This window comes from Rhodococcus sp. 105337 (assembly GCF_012844225.1).
Classification (GTDB): Bacteria; Actinomycetota; Actinomycetes; order Mycobacteriales; family Mycobacteriaceae; genus Rhodococcus.
Genome location: NZ_JABAGQ010000001.1, coordinates 1 through 19,048 on the forward strand (window position 1 = coordinate 1; position 19,048 = coordinate 19,048).

The 19,048-nt window shown below is 66.2% G+C and carries 11 protein-coding genes; 1 reads left to right on the plus strand and 10 read right to left on the minus strand.

Features of this window, described 5'->3' with window-relative positions; translation table 11 throughout:
• The 7 genes from HF886_RS00005 to HF886_RS00035 all read right to left on the minus strand — a co-directional run.
• Window positions 1–8,013, minus strand: an 8,013-nt coding sequence (locus HF886_RS00005; protein WP_169651218.1) for a non-ribosomal peptide synthetase, incomplete at its 3' end; no start/stop codon positions are given.
• 287 nt (window positions 8,014–8,300) lie between these two features.
• Window positions 8,301–8,651 (minus strand): hypothetical protein, encoded by a 351-nt coding sequence (locus HF886_RS00010; protein ID WP_169651219.1) that lies wholly within the window; start codon window positions 8,649–8,651, stop codon window positions 8,301–8,303.
• Between the two features lie 64 nt (window positions 8,652–8,715).
• Window positions 8,716–10,671: an acetoacetate--CoA ligase gene (locus HF886_RS00015; protein ID WP_169651220.1), complete on the minus strand. Its 1,956-nt coding sequence runs from the start codon at window positions 10,669–10,671 to the stop codon at window positions 8,716–8,718.
• A 77-nt stretch (window positions 10,672–10,748) separates the two neighbouring features.
• Window positions 10,749–11,021 (minus strand): GlsB/YeaQ/YmgE family stress response membrane protein, encoded by a 273-nt coding sequence (locus HF886_RS00020; RefSeq protein ID WP_169651221.1) that lies wholly within the window; start codon window positions 11,019–11,021, stop codon window positions 10,749–10,751.
• Window positions 11,022–11,167: 146 nt separating this feature from the next.
• On the minus strand, window positions 11,168–12,835 hold the full coding sequence (locus HF886_RS00025) for an AMP-binding protein (RefSeq protein ID WP_169651222.1): 1,668 nt from the start codon (window positions 12,833–12,835) through the stop codon (window positions 11,168–11,170).
• Window positions 12,836–12,953: 118 nt separating this feature from the next.
• Window positions 12,954–13,502, minus strand: coding sequence for a hypothetical protein (locus tag HF886_RS00030; protein ID WP_169651223.1), 549 nt, complete (start codon window positions 13,500–13,502; stop codon window positions 12,954–12,956).
• Window positions 13,503–13,659: 157 nt separating this feature from the next.
• Entirely contained in the window at window positions 13,660–14,244 is a 585-nt protein-coding gene (locus HF886_RS00035; RefSeq protein ID WP_169651224.1) for a TetR family transcriptional regulator C-terminal domain-containing protein, read from the minus strand.
• Window positions 14,245–14,326: 82 nt separating this feature from the next.
• Here HF886_RS00035 and HF886_RS00040 point away from each other — a divergent pair, with 82 nt between their 5' ends.
• The gene (locus HF886_RS00040) at window positions 14,327–15,529 is read left to right on the plus strand and encodes a DUF418 domain-containing protein (RefSeq protein ID WP_169651563.1); all 1,203 of its coding nucleotides are present in this window, start codon (window positions 14,327–14,329) and stop codon (window positions 15,527–15,529) included.
• Here HF886_RS00040 and HF886_RS00045 read toward each other — a convergent pair.
• The 3 genes from HF886_RS00045 to HF886_RS00055 all read right to left on the minus strand — a co-directional run bounded on the left by HF886_RS00045 (window position 15,445) and on the right by HF886_RS00055 (window position 19,034).
• Window positions 15,445–16,041, minus strand: coding sequence for a DUF779 domain-containing protein (locus HF886_RS00045; protein WP_169651225.1), 597 nt, complete (start codon window positions 16,039–16,041; stop codon window positions 15,445–15,447). The genes HF886_RS00040 and HF886_RS00045 overlap by 85 nt on opposite strands.
• A gap of 75 nt (window positions 16,042–16,116) precedes the next feature.
• On the minus strand, window positions 16,117–17,640 hold the full coding sequence (gene adh, locus HF886_RS00050; RefSeq protein WP_169651226.1) for an aldehyde dehydrogenase: 1,524 nt from the start codon (window positions 17,638–17,640) through the stop codon (window positions 16,117–16,119).
• Window positions 17,641–17,714: 74 nt separating this feature from the next.
• Window positions 17,715–19,034 (minus strand): helix-turn-helix domain-containing protein, encoded by a 1,320-nt coding sequence (locus tag HF886_RS00055; RefSeq protein WP_169651227.1) that lies wholly within the window; start codon window positions 19,032–19,034, stop codon window positions 17,715–17,717.
• Window positions 19,035–19,048 lie beyond the last annotated feature (14 nt).

Here is a 19,048-nt window from a genome sequence, read left to right on the forward strand (position 1 = left end):
GATCGGCACATAGGCGCCGCCCGCCCGCACGATCGCATACATCCCCACCAGCAGATCCAACGACCGGCGCACCGCCAACCCCACCGTCGTCTCCGGACCCACACCCCGCGAGATCAGATACCGCGCAAGCTGATTGACCCGCGCATCGAACTGCGCATACGTCAACGACTCGCCCTCGAATACCACCGCGACCGCGTCCGGCGACGCAGCGACCTGCGCATCGAACCGATCCAGCAACGTCGACTCCGGCACCGGATGCGACGTATCGTTCCACCGCTCGAGCACCCTCACCCGCTCATCGGCGCCCAGCAGATCGATATCGCCCACCCGCCGCGCCGGATCAGCCACCACCGCCTCGAGGATCCGCACGAACCGCTCCGCAAAGCCCTCGACCGTCGAAGCATCGAAGAGCTCGGTCGCATAGGTGAACTCCGCACGGAGACCGTCCGGCGAACCGTCCTCCGCGAAGCCCTCCGACAACGTCAATTGCAGATCGAACTTGGCGACCGCGGTGTTGATCTCGAGCAGGTCGAGGGTCAGACCGCGAAGTTCGACGTGCGCTGCACCTAGATTCTCGAACGAGAGCATGACCTGGAACAGCGGGTGCCGAGCCGTGGACCGAGTGGGGTTGAGAACCTCGACCAGACGCTCGAAGGGGACATCCGCGTGCCCGAAGGCACCCAGTGCTGCTTCGCGTGCCCGTGCGAGATGGTCGGTGAACTGCGCGTCCGGATCGACGTCGGTGCGGAGCACCAGAGTGTTGACGAACATACCGATAAGGTCGTCGAGCGACTGCTCGCCACGTCCGGCCACCGGCGTACCGATCGTGATGTCGCGCTGACCGGACAATCGTGCCAGCAATATGCTCAAGGCCGCGTGCACGACCATGAACAGGGAAGCGTTGCGCGTGCGAGCGAACGCCACGAGGTCTCGATGCAAGCTCGGATCGATCGAGAAATCCACGGTCGCGCCGGCGAACGACTGCGTCGCCGGGCGGGGACGATCAGCCGGAAGATCCAACTGGTCGGGAACGTCGGCGAGCGCGCGACGCCAGTAGTCGAGCTGACCGGAGATCAGCGACTGCGCATCGTCCTCGGAACCGAGGACTTCCCGCTGCCACAGGGTGTAGTCGGCGTACTGAACGGGAAGCGGTGCCCACGAGGGCTCTTCCCACTCGGTGCGTGCGGCGTACGCGACCATGATGTCGCGTGCCATCGGTCCGGTGGACCATCCGTCTGCGGCAATGTGGTGGACCACGAGCGCGAGAATGTGCTCGTTGCGGTCGAGTTCGTAGAGTTCGGCGTGGATCGGCACCTCGGAGGTGACGTCGAACCCGGTGGACGCGAGTCGGCGCATCGCACCGGCCAACCCGTCCCGGTCGATCCGGAGCGGGGTCAGATTGGGCACGACTTCCGCGGCCGCCCGTACGACCTGGTGGGGTCCCTCCGGCGAATCGGGGAAGACGGTGCGCAGCGACTCGTGACGGTCGATCACATCCATGATCGACACCTGAAGTGCCGCTACGTCGAGGGCTCCGGTCAGCCGCAACGCCATCGGGAGGTTGTACGTCGCCGAGCGGGAATCGAAGCGGTTGAGGAACCACATGCGCTGTTGCGCCAAGGACAGCGGAACACGCTCGGGCCGCGGCATTTTCGCCAGTGCCGCTCGGGCACCGCGCCCGGCCTCCTGCTCGACGCGAACTGCCAGGGCGGCGACGGTGCTCGATTCGAACAGCGCACGCACGGGAACCTGTGCGTCGAGTGCCACACCCAGCCGGGACACCACCTGGGTGGCGAGGAGCGAGTTTCCGCCCAGTTCGAAGAAGTCGTCGTCGAGTCCGACACGTTGCACGCCGAGCACCTCGGCGAAGACGGCAGCGACGGTTCCCTCGATGGGCGTCGTCGGCGCGCGGAATTCGCGGTAGCTGATCCCTAGTTCGGGCTCCGGCAGGGCTCGGCGGTCGAGCTTTCCGACGGGCGTCAGCGGGATCTCGTCGAGCACGACGATCTGCGAGGGCACCATGTACGACGGCAACGACCGGGCCACGTGGTCGGACAACGCCGACGGGTCGATACCCGGAGCGCCGTGCACGTACGACACGAGTGCGGTCTGTCCCGAAGGCATGTCGTGGCCCACGGTGGTTGCGAAGTCGACGAGCGAATGCGTCTGCAACGCAGCGTCGATCTCGCCCAGTTCGATCCGGAATCCGCGGACCTTGACCTGAAAGTCGGATCGGCCGGCGAACACGAGGCGGCGCTGATCGTCCCAGCGCACCACGTCACCGGTCCGGTACATGCGGGTACCCGGCGCTCCGAAGGGGTTCGCGACGAACCGATCCGAGGTGAGCGCAGCACGTCGGTGATAGCCCCGCGCGAGAGCGTCGCCGGCGAGATACAGCTCTCCCGACACTCCTGCGGGGACCGGACGAAGACGGCCGTCGAGCACGAGTGCCTGGACGCCCGCGGTCGGGCCGCCGATGGTGATCGGCCCCGAGGCATCGAGCAGAGCGCGGGTCGACACGATCGTGGTCTCGGTCGGTCCGTACGCGTTGAAGAATCGGCGGCCGGGCGCCCACCGGGCCACGAGTTCCGTCGTGGAGACGTCTCCACCGACGTTGAGGCTCTGGAGCGAGTCGAGGCCCGCGGGATCCACGGAGCCCAGCACCGCAGGCGTGATGGTCGCGTGGGTGACACCGGTCTGCTGGATCAGCGCCCGCAGTTCGGCACCGCCGTAGATCGTCGGCGGAGTGATCACCAGTTCGGCACCGGTGTAGCCGGCCATAGCCCAGTCGAGAACCGAGGGGTCGAAACTCGGCGAACAGATCTGCAGAATCCGCGACTCGGAAGTCACCCCGTAGAGGTCGACACAGTCGCGGACGAGGCCGGCGAGACCACGGTGGGTGACCGCGACGCCCTTCGGGCGCCCGGTGGACCCGGAGGTGTAGATGACGTATGCGAGGTGATCGACCCGGAGCGGAGCGCACCGCTCCTCGTCGGTGACCGGAGCTCCCGAGTGGGCCAAGCACGCGGCCACGAACGCCGGGTCGTCGAAGCGAACCCATTCGACGGCGGGCGACAGACCGGCGGCGTGTTCCTCCGTCGTCAGGCCCAGCAGAGCCGACGAGTCCTCGAGCATGTGGGTGACTCGGTCGACCGGGTATTCCGGGTCGACCGGGACGTAGGCTGCTCCCGTCTTCGCAACGGACCACACACCGAGCACCATCTCCCACGAGCGAGGGAAGGCAAGCGCGACAATGCCGCCGGGCCCTACGCCACGCTCGATCAGGTAACGCGCGATCCAGCTCGACCACGCGTCGAGATCGCGATACGTCAGCACGATGTCACCGTCGCGAACGGCGGGCCGCTCGGGGTGGGCGGCGACACCCGCGGTGAGCAGGTCCACGAGCGTGGCCGGTTCACCCGCATCGGGACCCGTCGTGGTGAGTAGCAGCTCGGCTTCGCCGGGAGAAAGGATGGACAGGTCGCCCACACATGCCGACGTGTCCGCGACGATGCCGTCGAGGATCCGCACGAAACGTTCTGCGAAGACGGCGACCGTACCGGCGTCGAAGAGATCCGTCGCGTACTCGAAGGTGGCACCCAGGCCGGCGGGTTCATCGTCGCTGCCGGTCTTTTCGGTCAGCCACAGCTGGATGTCGAACTTCGAGATCGGCATCTCCAGTTCGGTGCCCACGGCGCGGACTCCGGCGAAGGACACCTCACGTGCTGAACCGGGCTCGAGCGACAGCGCCGCCTGGAACAGCGGATGACGCGCTGTCGATCGAGCCGGGTTGAGCACCTCGACGAGACGCTCGAACGGCACGTCCGCGTTCGAGAATGCGGTCAGGTCGACTTCACGGACCACGTCGAGGAATTCACCGAACGAGAGGCCGGGATCGACCCGCGTGCGCAGCACCAGCGTGTTCACGAACATGCCGATGAGATCGTCGAGTTCCTTTTCGCCGCGTCCCGCGACGGCGGTGCCGACGGCGATATCGTTCGATCCGCTCAGTCGTGACAGGAGGACCGCGTAGGCGGCGTGGACGACCATGAACAGCGAGGCGCTGTGTCCGCGAGCAAGTTCGACGAGTCCACGGTGTGTCTCGGCGCCGATCTCGAATCGGTGCTTGGCACCGTGGTAGCTTGCGACGGCAGGGCGCATCCGGTCCGCCGGCAGGTCCAGCTGATCCGGGAGGCCGTCGAGCTCCCGAACCCAGAAAGAGATTTGTTGCGCAGCAGCCGAACCCGGATCGGACTCACTTCCGAGAGCCTGTCGTTGCCACAGGGCGTAGTCGGCGTACTGGATCGGCAGGGGCGACCAGCGCGGTTCGTGTCCCTCGGCGCGCGCCGTGTAGGCGGTGACGACATCCTGCGCGAACGGTCCGAACGAGGATCCGTCGGCTGCGATGTGGTGCAGCACCATCGCGAGCACATAGGTGTCGGGAGCGAGCCGGAACAGCGCGACTCGGAACGGAACCTCGATCGCGACGTCGAAACCGCGTCCTGCTAGTTCGACGACCGCTGCCCGCAGACCGACCTCGTCCACATCGATCGGTTCGAGCGGGGAGACGGCCTGCTCGAGCGGCAGGATCACCTGATGGGGGTCGCCGTCCACTTCGGGATAGACGGTGCGCAAGCTCTCGTGCCGAGCCACCACGTCCGAGAACGCATCGGACACGACACGCGGATCCACCGCACCTGTCATCCGCACGGTGAAGGGCAGGTTGTACGCCGCAGTGGTGACGTCGAACCGATTGAGGAACCAGATCCGTTGTTGCGCAGTGGAAAGCGGCAGCACATCGGGTCGGACGGTTGCGGTGAGCGGAGCTCGGGCACCGGAACCGACCTGCTTCGCGATGCGTGTGGCGAGTCCCCCTACGGTGGATGCCTCGAACAGCGCGCGTACAGGAACCTGGGTATCGAGGGCCGCGCCGATGCGTGAGACGACCTGGGTCGCGACCAGCGAATTGCCGCCGAGCTCGAAAAAGTCGTCGTCGAGACCGACCCGCTCCGCGCCGAGTACGTCGCCGAAGGCTGCGGCCACCACGCGTTCGGCAGGGCTGCAGGGCTCGCGAAAGGTACGGGTGCTGCTGAAGACAGGTTCCGGCAGGGCTTTCCGATCGAGCTTTCCGCTGGTGTTGAGCGGGAGCGCGTCGAGCACCATGAGCGATGCGGGCACCATGTACGACGGAAGCGAGCGACCCGCGTGATCTGCAAGGTCGGTGACGTCGATCGTCTGCGCGGGCGCGGCCACCAGGTAACCGACGAGCTGGTCGCCCGTGGGGGTGGAGACCACTAGAACGACTGCCTGCGAGACGGCGGGATGAGCGAGCAGCACCGCTTCGATTTCACCGAGTTCGATGCGCTGTCCGCGGAACTTGATCTGGAAGTCGGTTCGGCCGATGTACTCGAGGATTCCGGTGCCGTCGGGCCCGGCTTCCCAGCGCACGAGGTCGCCCGTGCGGTACATCCGTTCGCCGGGTGCACCGAACGGGTCCGCGAGGAAGCGATCGGAGGTCAGGTCAGGACGATCGAGGTAGCCACGTGCGAGTTGAACGCCCGCCAAGTAGAGCTCGCCCGGTCGCCCGACCGGCACCGGGCGAAGCCGCCGGTCGAGAACGTACGCGCGGCTGTTCCATTGGGGGACACCGATCGGGACGCTGTGCACGTCGGCAGGGCCCGCGCGGTGGTAGGTGATGGACACCGCCGCCTCGGTGGGTCCGTACAGGTTGTGCAAGCCCGCCGGACACAGCCGGGCAAACTCGGCTGCCGTCTCGGACGGCAGTGCCTCGCCGATGACGAAGACGTGCCGCAGGGAGTCGCAGCTCCCGTCGGCGGCGTTGGCCACGAAGACGGTGAGCATCGACGGCACGAAATCGGTGATCGTCACACGGTGTTCGGCGATCTTGTTCGCCACGTAGACCGGGTCGCGGTGCCCGTCGGGCGTCGCGATCACGAGGGTCGCGCCGACACGCAGCGGCATGAAGAATCCCCACAGCGACACGTCGAACGTCGTTGCGGTCTTCTGCAGGTACACATCCTGGGACGTCACGCCGTATTGGTCGTTCATCCACTGGATCTGGTTGTCGATGGCGGCATGGCTCACAGCCACGCCCTTGGGCCGACCGGTCGAACCCGAGGTGAAGATGACGTACGCGGTGGTATCGGGCAGGATCGGACCATGCCGCTCCGCGTCGGAGATCGGACGTGCGTCACCGCGCGAGTAGTCGAAGGTGTCGATCTCGAGCGTGACGGTGCCGTCCGGCAGGTCCACGTCGTCGCGCGCCGTGGTCAGTACTGCGGCCGGTTTCGCCGTGTCGAGGATGTAGCCGGTCCGGTCGGCCGGATGGTCGGGATCGATCGGCACCCACGCACCGCCGGCCTCGACGATGGCGTACATGCCGACGACGAGGTCGAGCGAGCGCCGGATGCACAGCCCGACAAGCGATTCGGGTCCGACTCCGAGACCGATCAGTGTGCGCGCGAGAGTGTTGACACGGGAAGTGAATTCGCCGTAGGTCAGCGACTCGCCTTCGAAGATCAGCGCCGTGGCGTCAGGGGTTTCGGCAGCCTGTTCACGGAACTGGGCGAGCATATCGCGCTGCCGGACGGGATGGTCGGTGCGGTTCCACTCGATGACCGCATCGTCGAGTTCGGCGCGTCCCGCAAGAGGGATATCCCACACGCACCGTTCCGGATCCGATCCGACGAACCGGTCGAAGAACTCGATGAAACGAGCGTGGTCGGCGCGGGACTGCTCCGAGCGGTACAGATTGGGATTGGACTCGAAGTCGATGTGCGTGTGAGCGCCGCCGCTGCGGTAGACATTGACACCGAGATCCTCGATCAGGCCGGTCGACAGAATGTTGATTCCGCCGACCATGTCCCCGAGACGGACCTCGTTGTCGAACAGCATGATGTTGACCCACGGGCCGAAGAACGTCGCCTGTCCCGCCGATCCGGCGTCGCGGTCGCGGACGATGTCCTCGTGCCGGTAACGCTGATGGCGAAGTGCACCCGAGACGGCCGCGCCCGACGCGGCGATCAGATCGCGGACGGTCGTCTCGTCGGTGACGCTCAGGCGCAGCGGCACCACATTCGAGACCATGCTGCCCGAGCGTCGGAGCACCGCAGTGGTGCGCGCCGCGACGGGCAAGCTCAGCACGACGTCGGTTCGGCCGGTCATCTGTGCGAGATACGCGGCGAAGGCAGCGACGACGGCGGTGGCCAGACTCGCACCCTCGCGCTCGGCGAGTTCGTCGACTCGCCGTTCGGTCTCCTCGGACAGCGCGGCGGTGTCGATGCGGCTGACCGGCGCGGGCGCGGCGGTCCGGCCGGAGAGGCTGGTGGGTTCCTCGATCCCGTCGATCTGCCGGGCCCAGTATTCACGGTCGTCGAGGAATCGCTTCGAACCGCGGTACTCCATCTCGACGTCGTAGACCTTGTGCAGATCCGACGCGCGGTTCGGGGACGGCTCGACGCCCTCGACCGCTGCCGTGTACAACTCGGCGATGCGGGTCATGAACGTGGCGGCGGCGAAACCGTCGAGTGCCAGATGGTGCACGCGGTTGTACCAGAAGTAGCGGTGTTCGCCGATCCGGAGCACGGTTGCGGCGATGAGACGGTCGCGCAGTACATCGACGGGACGGCTGCGGTCGTCGCGCATCCAGTCGAGCGCAGCCTGGCGGGGGTCGTCGACACCGCTCAGATCGACGAAACCGAGCGGCGCTTCGAGCGAGGGATCGACGAGTTGGTAGGGCTGTGCCCCGACCTCGATGAACCGGAGGAACCCGGATCCCATTTCGAGCGCAGCGCGGGCACTGGATTCGCGGAGGAGATCGACGTCGAGGTCACCCTCGAGCTCGACGTATTGAGCGATGTTGGCGGGCACTGTCGGGTCGACGTGCTGGGCGAACCACATGCCCAACTGCGCAGGCGAGAGCGGGAACGCTCCGGGCGGTACCGCGCCCCCCGCGTTCTGCGCCTGCGATCCGCCTTTCCCGAGCGAGTCCAAATCCCCCAACCTTCCTCTCAGCACCGGGCAGTTGCCCGCGCTCCCGACACGAACATGCACGCAACCTCTAGGGGTATCTGCGCATCAGGGGGAGATCGTTACGGCGTGGCCGGGCGGTGAGACATTCCGCAGGACCGGACGCAGTAGCGGACCCCCGCCTGACGGGCCGAGGCGCCCGAAGCAGCTTACTTACCGGTCGGTACCGGAGCCCATGTCGTACACACCCGGAACAATCTACAGGGTTCCGACACAGGCCCCGGCTCACCGAGGGAACGAGCCGTCGAAGGTCACCAGGACACGGCGATGATCACGTTCACGATGGCGAGGATGCCGGCCGTGTGCGCCAGAACTGCGGTCGAACCCGGGTTCTTCTTCTCCTTCTTCAGGCCGATGATCGCGACGACGAGAATGACCAGGGCGATCAGCAGCTTGATGCCGATCTTCATGTGGTTCACCTCGACGACGTCCTGAGCTTCGCGGAGACCCACGAGCGCGATACCGGTCACCACCTGAAGGATCGCGCCGTGCAGCATGCCGACGACGACGCGCGGCTGCTTGAGCACCGTGAGCCAAGAGCCGATGATGCTGGCGAGACCGATGAAGTGCAGGATGAGAAAAATCTTGATGGCGATGTCCATACCGGCAATCCGACCATTCCGGACCTGCAGAGTCCAGTTAGGTCACGCTTATAAGTGGTGTGCATCACCGCTGGTCGTGGTACCAGTCGATCAGTTCCGGTGCGTCGATTGCGGCGCGATCCACGGCAGTTGACGGGTCGGCTCCCTGCAGAATTCGTTTGAGCGGCACCTCGAGTTTCTTCCCGGTGCGGGTGTGCGGGACCCCCGGCGCGGCGACGATCTCGTCGGGCACGTGCCGCGGGGACAGTTGCGCGCGAATCGCCGAACGGATCCGTTCCGCCACGCGGTCGTCGAGTTCCGTGCCGTCTGCAAGCACGACGAACAGCGGCATCCGGTACGAGCCGTCGGGCTGTTCGATTCCCAGGACCAGCGATTCGGTGACTTCGGGCAGACTCTCCACGACCTGATAGATGTCGGCGCTGCCCATCCGGACTCCCTGACGGTTCAGGGTGGAGTCGGAGCGTCCGTGCATGAGGAACGTGCCCCGGTCGGTGACGGTGATCCAGTCACCGTGACGCCAGACGCCCGGGTAGACCGAGAAGTACGACTCGCGGTACCGGCTGCCGTCCGGGTCATCCCAGAACCGGACGGGCATCGACGGCATGGGAGCGGTCACCACCAGTTCTCCGACACGGCCGCGCACGGGACGGCCGTGCTCGTCGTACGCGTCCACGGCGACGCCGAGGCACGGCGCAGAGATTTCGCCCGGCCACACGGGCACTGTCGGCGCGGCTCCGACGAACGCCGACACCACGTCGGTGCCACCGGAGATCGACATGACCTGCACATCGGAGCCGACGTTCTCCGACAGCCACAGCGACCCCGACGCGGACAGCGTCGAGCCCGTGACGCCCACGGCGCGCAGGGCGGACAGATCGTGGTCGACGCGGGGCACCACCCCCGCCTCGGCGCAGGCCGCGATGTAGGCGGGACTGGTCCCGAGAACCGTGACGTGTTCGTCGGCAGCGGTCCGCCAGAGGCGGTCGATCTCGGGATGCGACGGCGCACCGTCGTAACAGACGATGGTCGCGCCCACGAGAAGTCCGGAGACGAGGAAGTTCCACATCATCCAGCTCGGACTCGTGTACCAGAAGTAGCGGTCGTGCGGACCGAGGTCGAGGTGGAGTGACAGTGCTTTGAGATGCTCGAGCAGGACCCCGCCGTGACCGTGGACGATGCCCTTGGGTGGTCCTGTCGTACCCGAGGAGAACACCACCCACAACGGGTGGTCGAAGGGAACCGCGACGGTGTCGAGGGTTGCGTCCTGCCTCAGGGCCGCCTCTTCCCAGTTCAGCACCGACGGGGACGTCGCGGTGGGTGGGGAGATCTCTCGGGCCGGCGCGCTGGGGACGACGACTGTCAGGCCGAGACCGGGTAGTCGGTCGCGCAGCCATGTCATTTCGTTCGTCCGGTCGTGCCACGTGCCCGCGTAGGCGTATCCGGTCGCTGTGACGAGGACTTTCGGCTCGAGTCGACCCAGCCGGTCGAGCGCAGCCGGAGCGGCATAGTCCTGCCCGCACGCGGCCCAGACAGCCCCGATACTCGCGGTCGCGAGCAGTGCGACGACGGCCTCCGGGATGTTGGGAAGGTAGCCGACGACCCGGTCCCCCGGTCCGACTCCGTGCTCCCGGAGCGTGGCGGCGAACGCGGCTGTCCGGCTACGGAGTTCCGACCACGTCATCTCGCTGCGGTGCCCGGCCTCGTCGAGGTGGACGACGGCTGGCCCTTGCGGCGGCCGATCACGGAAGACGTGCTCGACGAGGTTCAGCCGCGCACCGGGAAACCACACGGCTCCGGGCATGGCCGTGTCGGCGAGAGCCGGTCCGGGGTCGGTGTGCGACACCACCTCGAACCGGTCCCACACCGCTTTCCAGAAGTCTCCCGGGGCGTCGACCGACCATCGCCACAGCGACCCGTAATCGGGCAGGCTCAGTCCGTGACGCCGTTCGGCGAACCGCGCGAACTCCGTGATGTTCGCTCGCGCAACGGCGGCGTCGTGGGGAATCCACTGCGGCTGCACGGCAACTCACTTTCGGGGCCGAGGCGGAGACACGTCTGGCCCCGCCCGGTGTGGCCGGGCGGGGCACCTCGAACGGGTTACCGACTCCGCTCGCGGGTAGCGCCGGTGTAGATCAGGGTGAGGACCACGGCCACGATGATGCTGATGATCCATCGGATCCAGTCGATGCCGCTGGTGTTCTCGTTGCCCTCGGAGGAGATCAGGCCCCACAGCCAGTAGCCGATCAGCGCGCCGATGATGCCGATGACGATCGTGATGATCATGCCCATGGCCTGCTTGCCCGGGATCACCAATCTGGCCAGGATCCCGATGACCGCACCGAAAATGATCGTGCCGATGATTTGTCCCATGGTGAGCCCCTCTGCTGCGGCGCCGCCCGGTGGCTGCGCATCGTCGACGACTCTTTACCCCTTCAGTGTCTGCCTTGAAACCGACGAAAGTGACCGGTTCGGGGCGGGTACGGCCGAATTACTCGCCCATGCGTGCCGAAGGGCCGTCAGTTGTGCTCGGTCACGGTGGCCTCGATGATCGCCCGAGCCTGTTCACGCATCTCGACCTTTCGCACTTTGCCGGTGACCGTCATCGGGAACTCGTCGACCACGTGCACATAGCGCGGGATCTTGTAGTGGGCGAGCTTCCCGTCGCAGAACGCCCTGAGGCTCGCCGCGTCGAGGGGCCGCTCCGAGCCTTCGCGCATCCGGACCCAGGCCATGAGTTCCTCCCCGTATTTCACGTCGGGTACCCCCACCACCTGAGCGTCGAGAATGTCCGGGTGGGTGTAGAGGAACTCTTCGATCTCGCGGGGGTAGATGTTCTCTCCCCCGCGGATCACCATGTCCTTGATACGGCCCGTGATGGATACGTAGCCGTCCTCGTCCATGACTCCGATGTCCCCGGTGTGCATCCACCGGGCCACGTCGATCGCCTCGGCCGTCTTCTCCGGCTGGTCCCAGTACCCCAGCATCACCGAGTATCCGCGGGTGCACAGTTCGCCCGGCACGCCGCGCGGGACCGTCAGACCTGTACCGGGATCGACGATCTTCACCTCGAGGTGAGGACCCACCCGACCGACCGTGGCCACCCGCCGCTCGATGCTGTCGTCGCTGCGGGTCTGCGTCGACACCGGCGAAGTTTCGGTCATGCCGTAGCAGATCGACACCTCGTTCATCCCCATCCGATCGATGACCTGTTTCATCACCTCGACCGGGCACGGCGAGCCCGCCATGATTCCGGTGCGCAGGCTCGCCAGGTCGTACCGTGCGAAATCGGGTTCCGCCAGCGCGGCGATGAACATCGTCGGCACGCCGTAGAGCGAGGTGCATCGCTCCTCCGCCACTGCGGTGAGTGTGGCCGCGGGATCGAAGGCCGGAGACGGCAGCACCATGGTCGCGCCGTGGCTGGTGCACGCGAGATTGCCCATCGTCATACCGAAACAGTGGTACAGCGGAACGGGGATACATACCCGATCCAATTCCGTGTAGTGGCAGAGTTCGCCGACGAAGAACCCGTTGTTGAGCACATTGTGGTGACTGAGCGTGGCGCCTTTGGGGAACCCGGTGGTCCCCGAGGTGTACTGGATGTTGATGGGATCGTCGGGAGAGAGCTGAGACTGCGCCTCGGTGAGCACCCGACGGTCGTCGGCGAGTGCGGCCCGTCCCACCTCGACGAGCTCGTCCCACCGCGGGGAGCCGAGCAGAACGACATCCTCGAGGTCGGGGCAGTTCGCCCGTACGGTCGCGATCATCTGCGCATAGTCGGATGTTTTGAATGCGGACGCGGACACCAGCATCCGGACGCCCGCCTGCTCGAGGACGTACTGCAATTCGTGCGAGCGGTACGCGGGATTGATATTGACGAGAATCGCGCCGATCTTCGCGGTTGCATACTGGACGAGAACCCATTCCCAGCAGTTCGGGGCCCAGATCCCCACCCGGTCACCCTTCGCGATGCCCGACCGGAGCATGCCGACAGCGACTGCGTCGACATCCGCTACGAATTCGGTGTAGTTCCAACGTTTCCCCGCGGCGCGGTCGACGAGCGCCTCACGGTCACCGAAACGCGCGGCGGTGCGGTCGAGGTTGTCGCCGACGGTGTCGCCGAGAAGTGGAACGTTCCAGGCGCCCTGGGAGTAGCTCGGCAGAGGATCGACGTTGGTGCCGGACATCATGGTCTCCTTCGTGGCAGTGGATACGAAGGAAACGGTAGTGACACCGGTCACTCACGACCACCCCCGAAAAGGGGGAAATGATGACTGCGGTCACACCCTCACAACGAGTGCCAGGTCAGCGACCCGCGGCGCCCCTGAGTTCCTCCCGCATCTCGTCCCACACCGCGGAGTAGGAATCGATGTTGCCCGCGGTGGCCCATGCCAGCGCGCCCCCCTTGACCTTCTCGAGAGCTTCCGCGAAAAGGTCCTGGTATCGCGACAGGCGGGGAACGAACGCGGACACGTCGTCGAACAGCGCCTGCGCACGCCGGTCGAAATCGAGCAGTGCGTCGATGAACCCGTCCGCCTCCGGCTCGGCGAGTAGCTCCGCGAGTTCATCGTCCAGCGGCAGGAATTGATCGTGCAGGTCCGCGATCGAATCCTCGTCGATCGATACGCGTTCCGCCTCGAGTTGGCCGGTCAGCTCGTGAACCCCCTCGTCGGTGAGCTCGATGCCCTCGCCGGCCGCTCGGGCCTTGCCCTGCCGGACGAGCGCATCCACTGCGGCCTGGCCGGCCGACACCGTCACTCCCAGGTGCGCAGCAACCACTTCCGCGGTGACCTGGTTCTTCAGGCGCACCGTCTGCAGCAGGGCCAGCTCATCCACGTTGCCCGCGAAGGCCATCGTCCACTCCTCACCGCCCGACGGGCGCCGAACATGGGGGGCCGATGCCCCGCGTACCGCGGAATCCGGACGGATCCCGGTCCGATTCTGGCGTACCGGGGACGCGCGTGGGCGCGTGGGCATCGGTGGGAATTCGGCACCGGGTGACAAGGGGCCGTCAGGCCAGCGAATCGATATGCGCGGCGAGCGCCGCCTCGGCGGACCTCGGGGTGTCACCGGCACCGACGAGCAGGTGCATTGCAAGACCGTCGACGACGGCATGCAGACGCTCGGCTTCCAACCCGAGATCACGGTCCGGCGCGACGAGCCCCTCCGCGGCCAGACCTGCCAGTACGAGCTCACACCCTTCCCGCAGTGCGCGCTGCGCGCCGACCGCGATCTGCCGCAGTTCGTCATGTCCGGGAGATTCCGCGATCAGCGCGAGATTGACCAGCATTTCGCAACGTCGGACCTCGTCGAGCGGAAGGAGTTCACCGAGCACGGCCCGCGCGCGTTCCTTGACATCGGCAATGCCGAGTTGGGCGGACACGCGCTCTGCGGCGCGGTCGTGAACCAAACGCATCGAATAGCCGAGCAGTTCCGACTTGCTGCCGAAGACGTGCCGCACGGAACCCGTAGACAGGCCCGCCTCGGCCGCGACCTCCCGTATCGAGACAGCGCCGACCCCTTCGCGCAGGATCAGCCGCCAGACGGCCTCTGCTATTTCCTGCTGTCTCGCATCGTGATCGATCAGTTTCGGCACTGGACCATGCTAACACGGTCGTGCTAGCATCACTTTTTGTAAGCACGACCGTGCTACTTACGCTCTGCGTCCCCCGGAAGGGATCACCGTGAGCACCACACCTCGATACGCCGCACTCGACGTACTACGAGGGGTCGCGATTCTCGGCACCCTCGGTACCAACATCTGGATCTTCACCAACGTGGAAGGATTGGTCGGCTATATCAACGGCACCGGACGAGCGACCGGAAGCTGGTCTTTCGTCCAAGACGTGCTCCAACAGGTGACGCAGGGAAAGTTCCTCGGGCTCCTCACGATCATGTTCGGCATCGGACTCGCCATCCAGCAGCGTTCGGCGACCGGACGGGGACTTCCGTGGCCGGGTAAATACCCTTGGCGGGCAGGACTTCTCATGATCGACGGGATACTGCACTACTTCCTGTTCACCGAGTTCGACGTGCTCACCGGATACGCCGTCACCGGACTCGTCGTCGCGTTCGTCCTGGCTACCGGCATCCGCTCCCAGCGGATCTGGATCGCCTGCGCACTCGCTCTGCACGCCGCGATGCTCGCCGTCGTGGTAGCCGCACTCGCTGCGCTGCCTGCGAATCCGGGCAACCGGACGCTGTCCCCCAATCCTTATGCGGACGGCTCATTCTGGGATCTGGTGGTCTTCCGTGCCGAGAACATCGCGCTGTTCCGGCTGGAAACAATCTTCATCCTGCCGCTGTCGATAGCTCTTTTCCTCATCGGCGCACGGCTGTACCTCCGCGGCATCCTCGACCCGGAACAGGCCCGGCTCCGACGCATTCTCATGATCGTCGGGTTCGGTGCCGCGCTCCCGATCGACTTCGCGCTGGGCCTGTCCGGGACGGACGCGGGTCTCGTCCTGGGCCGCTACGGCACAGCCCCGATCGTGGCTTTCGCACTCCTCGCAGCCGTCGCACACCGCTATGCCGACGGCCGTGCACCCGGCGCAGTCGGCACCGCTCTCAGCCCTGTGGGGCGAATGGCATTGAGCTGCTACATATTGCAGAACATCCTGTGTTCGACAGTGTGCTACGGCTGGGGATTCGGCATGGCCGCTCGCCTGGACGGGGACACGATCGTGCCGGCCACCGTAGCGCTGTTCGCCGCCGTCTGCGCGACACTCATGATCGTCGCGCGCCTGTGGCTGGCCCGATTCGAGCGGGGTCCCGTCGAATGGCTGTGGAACGTGAGCTACCAGGCACTCGCGGGTGGACCGACCTCTCCGGCGACAGCATCCGGGCCGGCACCGGTCTCGTCGTCACGGTCTGGCCACTGAGGCACGGCGCATCCGGCCTCGGCATCGGCCACCACGAGTGGCACCCGCGAGGCGCCCGGCCTGACGCCGCTCTCCCACTCCTTCCCGAGCACGACCGCGGATTTCGCAAGTGCGGCGTTCTCCTGCTCTGTGAATACACGTCCCCGAGCGAGGAATCGGACGCCCTCGGGCGTTTCGAGACTGAAACCCGCTCCCCTACCCGGAACCACGTCGAGCACCAGACAGGTGTGCTTCCAGACCTCGAACTGCGACCCCGAGATCCACACGGGAACGGAGTGGGCACCGGAAGGCGGATCGGGGAGCGTGCGCCCCACGTCGAGACGGAGGTCGAGCACACCGAGGAGCACATCCCGATCGCCCACCAGAAACTCGCCTTCGGGAAAGCACATCGGCGACGACCCGTCGCAACATCCTCCCGACTGGTGGATCATCAGCGATCCGTTGCGATCAGCCAAGCGGCGCAGAAGATCCACGGCCGCGACCGTGGCCGAAACCCTGGCAGGGACTGACACGGCATACCTCTCTTTCACACAAACCTGTCGGCGCCCGCACCTCCCGGTACGAAAGGTGCGGGCGCCGAGAGTGACTCAGAAGAATCCCTGGGCCTTCGGAGCGTAGGAGACAAGCAGGTTCTTCGTCTGCTGGTAGTGGTCGAGCATCATGTGGTGGTTCTCGCGGCCGATGCCCGACTGCTTGTAGCCGCCGAAAGCCGCGTGGGCGGGGTACTGGTGGTACGTGTTGGTCCATACCCTGCCGGCCTGGATCGCGCGGCCGGCGCGATATGCGACTCCGCCGTCGCGCGACCACACACCGGCGCCGAGACCGTACAGTGTGTCGTTGGCGGTCGCGATCGCGTCGTCGAAGTCCCGGAACGACGTCACCGACACGACGGGCCCGAAGATCTCCTCCTGGAAGATCCGCATCTTGTTGTGGCCCTCGAAGATCGTCGGCTGCACGTAGTAGCCGCCGGACAGGTCACCGCCGAGGTCCGCGCGTTCACCGCCGGTGACGATCTTGGCGCCCTCGCCCTTCCCGATCTCGATGTAGGACAAGATCTTCTCGAGCTGGTCGTTGGATGCCTGCGCGCCGATCATCGTGTCGGTGTCGAGCGGGTTTCCCTGCCGTACGGCCTTGGTACGAACCGCAGCGAGGGACAGGAAGTCGTCGAAGATGTCCTGCTGGATGAGTGCGCGGGACGGGCAGGTGCAGACTTCGCCCTGGTTGAGGGCGAACATGGTGAATCCCTCGAGTGCCTTGTCCTGGAAGTCGTCGGGAGCGGACATCACGTCGGAGAAGAAGATGTTGGGGCTCTTGCCGCCGAGTTCGAGGGTGACGGGGATGAGGTTCTGCGAGGCGTACTGCATGATGAGCCGCCCGGTCGTGGTCTCCCCGGTGAAGGCGATCTTGCGGATGCGCGGACTCGACGCGAGCGGTTTGCCGGCTTCGGTTCCGAAACCGTTGACGATGTTGACCACACCGTCGGGAAGCAGGTCCCCGATCAGCTCGACGAGATACAGAATCGACGCGGGCGTCTGCTCGGCGGGCTTGAGCACCACGGCATTTCCGGCTGCGAGCGCCGGGGCAAGCTTCCACACCGCCATCAGGATCGGGAAGTTCCACGGGATGATCTGGCCCACGACGCCGAGAGGCTCCTGGAAGTGGTAGGCCACGGTATCGGCGTCTATCTCGGAGATCGAGCCTTCCTGCGCGCGGATCGCGCCCGCGAAGTACCGGAAGTGGTCGATCGCCAGCGGGATGTCCGCGTTGAGAGTTTCCCGGATGGGCTTGCCGTTGTCCCACGTTTCGGCGACCGCGACGGCCTCGAGGTTCTCTTCGATCCGGTCGGCGATCCGGTTCAGGATCAGCGCCCGTTCCGCCGGTGACGTCTTGCCCCACGCCGAGGCGGCGGCGTGCGCGGCGTCGAGAGCGAGTTCGATGTCCTTGTCGGTCGAACGCGCGACCTCGGTGAACGGTTGTCCGGTCACAGGAGTGATGTCCTCGAAGTACTCGCCCGAAACGGGAGCCACCCATCGACCGCCGATCCAGTTGTCGTAACGGGACCGGAAGGACATCAGGGCATCGGGCGAACCGGGGCGGGCGTACTCGGGCATCGTGTTCTCCTGCGCGTCGGGGTGATCACCCGTCGAGGGTGTGACCCCGGACACTACAAACGCCGGGGTTGCAACTAGGTTGCGAAGTTCCGGTCGAGTATCCGGATCTTCGCCTCGACCTGTGCGAACACGGTGGAGTCCGGGTCCAGGCATCCGAGATACGCACTCCACGCCGGCAGGTCTTCGCGGCCGTGAATCGATGCCGTCCAGCGGGCGAGCAGCGGCGCCGCACCCCGGCGCAGGAGCGCACCCCGGATTCCGGCATCCAACTCGTCGCCCACGTCGATCACTCCCGGCGCGCCCGAGCCGGGAAGCACCCTGCCGGTGTAGAGGCGCACCGCGGTGTCGAGGTCCCCGCGATCCAGCGCCGCACGTACGTTCGCAACATCGGTGCGCAGCGCGCTCTGCACTCGATACGGCCGGGACGCGATCGTGTCCGGCCCGAGTACCCTACGCAGACGGGATATCTCGGCGCGCACCGTCACGGCATCGAGTTCGTTCTCGTCGAGCAGGACCGCAAGCCTCCGAGCGCCGACCCCTTCCGGATGCTCGCTGAGAATGAGCAGAATCTCGGCATGCCGTTGCGACAGCGCGAGCCGGTCGCGTCCGCGAACGAGCGTCGCACGTCCCGGGCCGAACGTTTCGAGCATGCAGGCGGCAGAAGACTGGGCACTCGCACCCTCGAGCATGGACAGGCGCAGTTCGGCTTCGGCAGCGGCAGCCGTCGCCCGCACCAGTTGTAAAACCTCCGGCACCGCGACGCGCGGTCCGCCGGTGATGTCGAGTGCTCCGAGGATGCGGCCGCTGATGGGGTCGTGGACGGGGGCCGCCGAGCAACTCCACTCGTGCACGGCACGGTTGTAGTGCTCGGCACCGAAGATCTGCACGCACCGATCGAGTGTGAGAGCCGTGCCGGGAGCGTTGGTCCCGACGTGCTCCTCACTCCAATCCGCGCCCTCGGCGAAGTTCATCGCCAGCGCCCGGTCGCGGGCGTCGTGGTCTCCCTCGATCCACAGCAGTCGTCCCCGCTCGTCGCTGATCGCGATCAGCAGTCCGCTGTCGGCCGCATCTTCCACGAGAAGCTTGCGCACGACCGGACGGATCATCGCCATCGGGTGTCCCGCGCGGTAGTCCTCGAGATCCTTGCCGGTCAGCAACAGGGGTTGCTCGATGACGTCGGGATCGATCGCCCTGCCGAGGCTACGGAGCCACGAGTCGCGCACTACGGGGCGTACCGCCGCGGGGGACGCAAGCGCAGCAGACCGCTCTCTGCTCGACGCCGATCCCACCACAGCCGTATGGACTTCCGACAGTCGACGGGCGTGCGCTTCCGCGTCGTCCCCAGGATGCAGCGCCATCCACGAAAGGGCTTTCGCTCCCGCACGGTCGATCATCTACCGATGTCCTC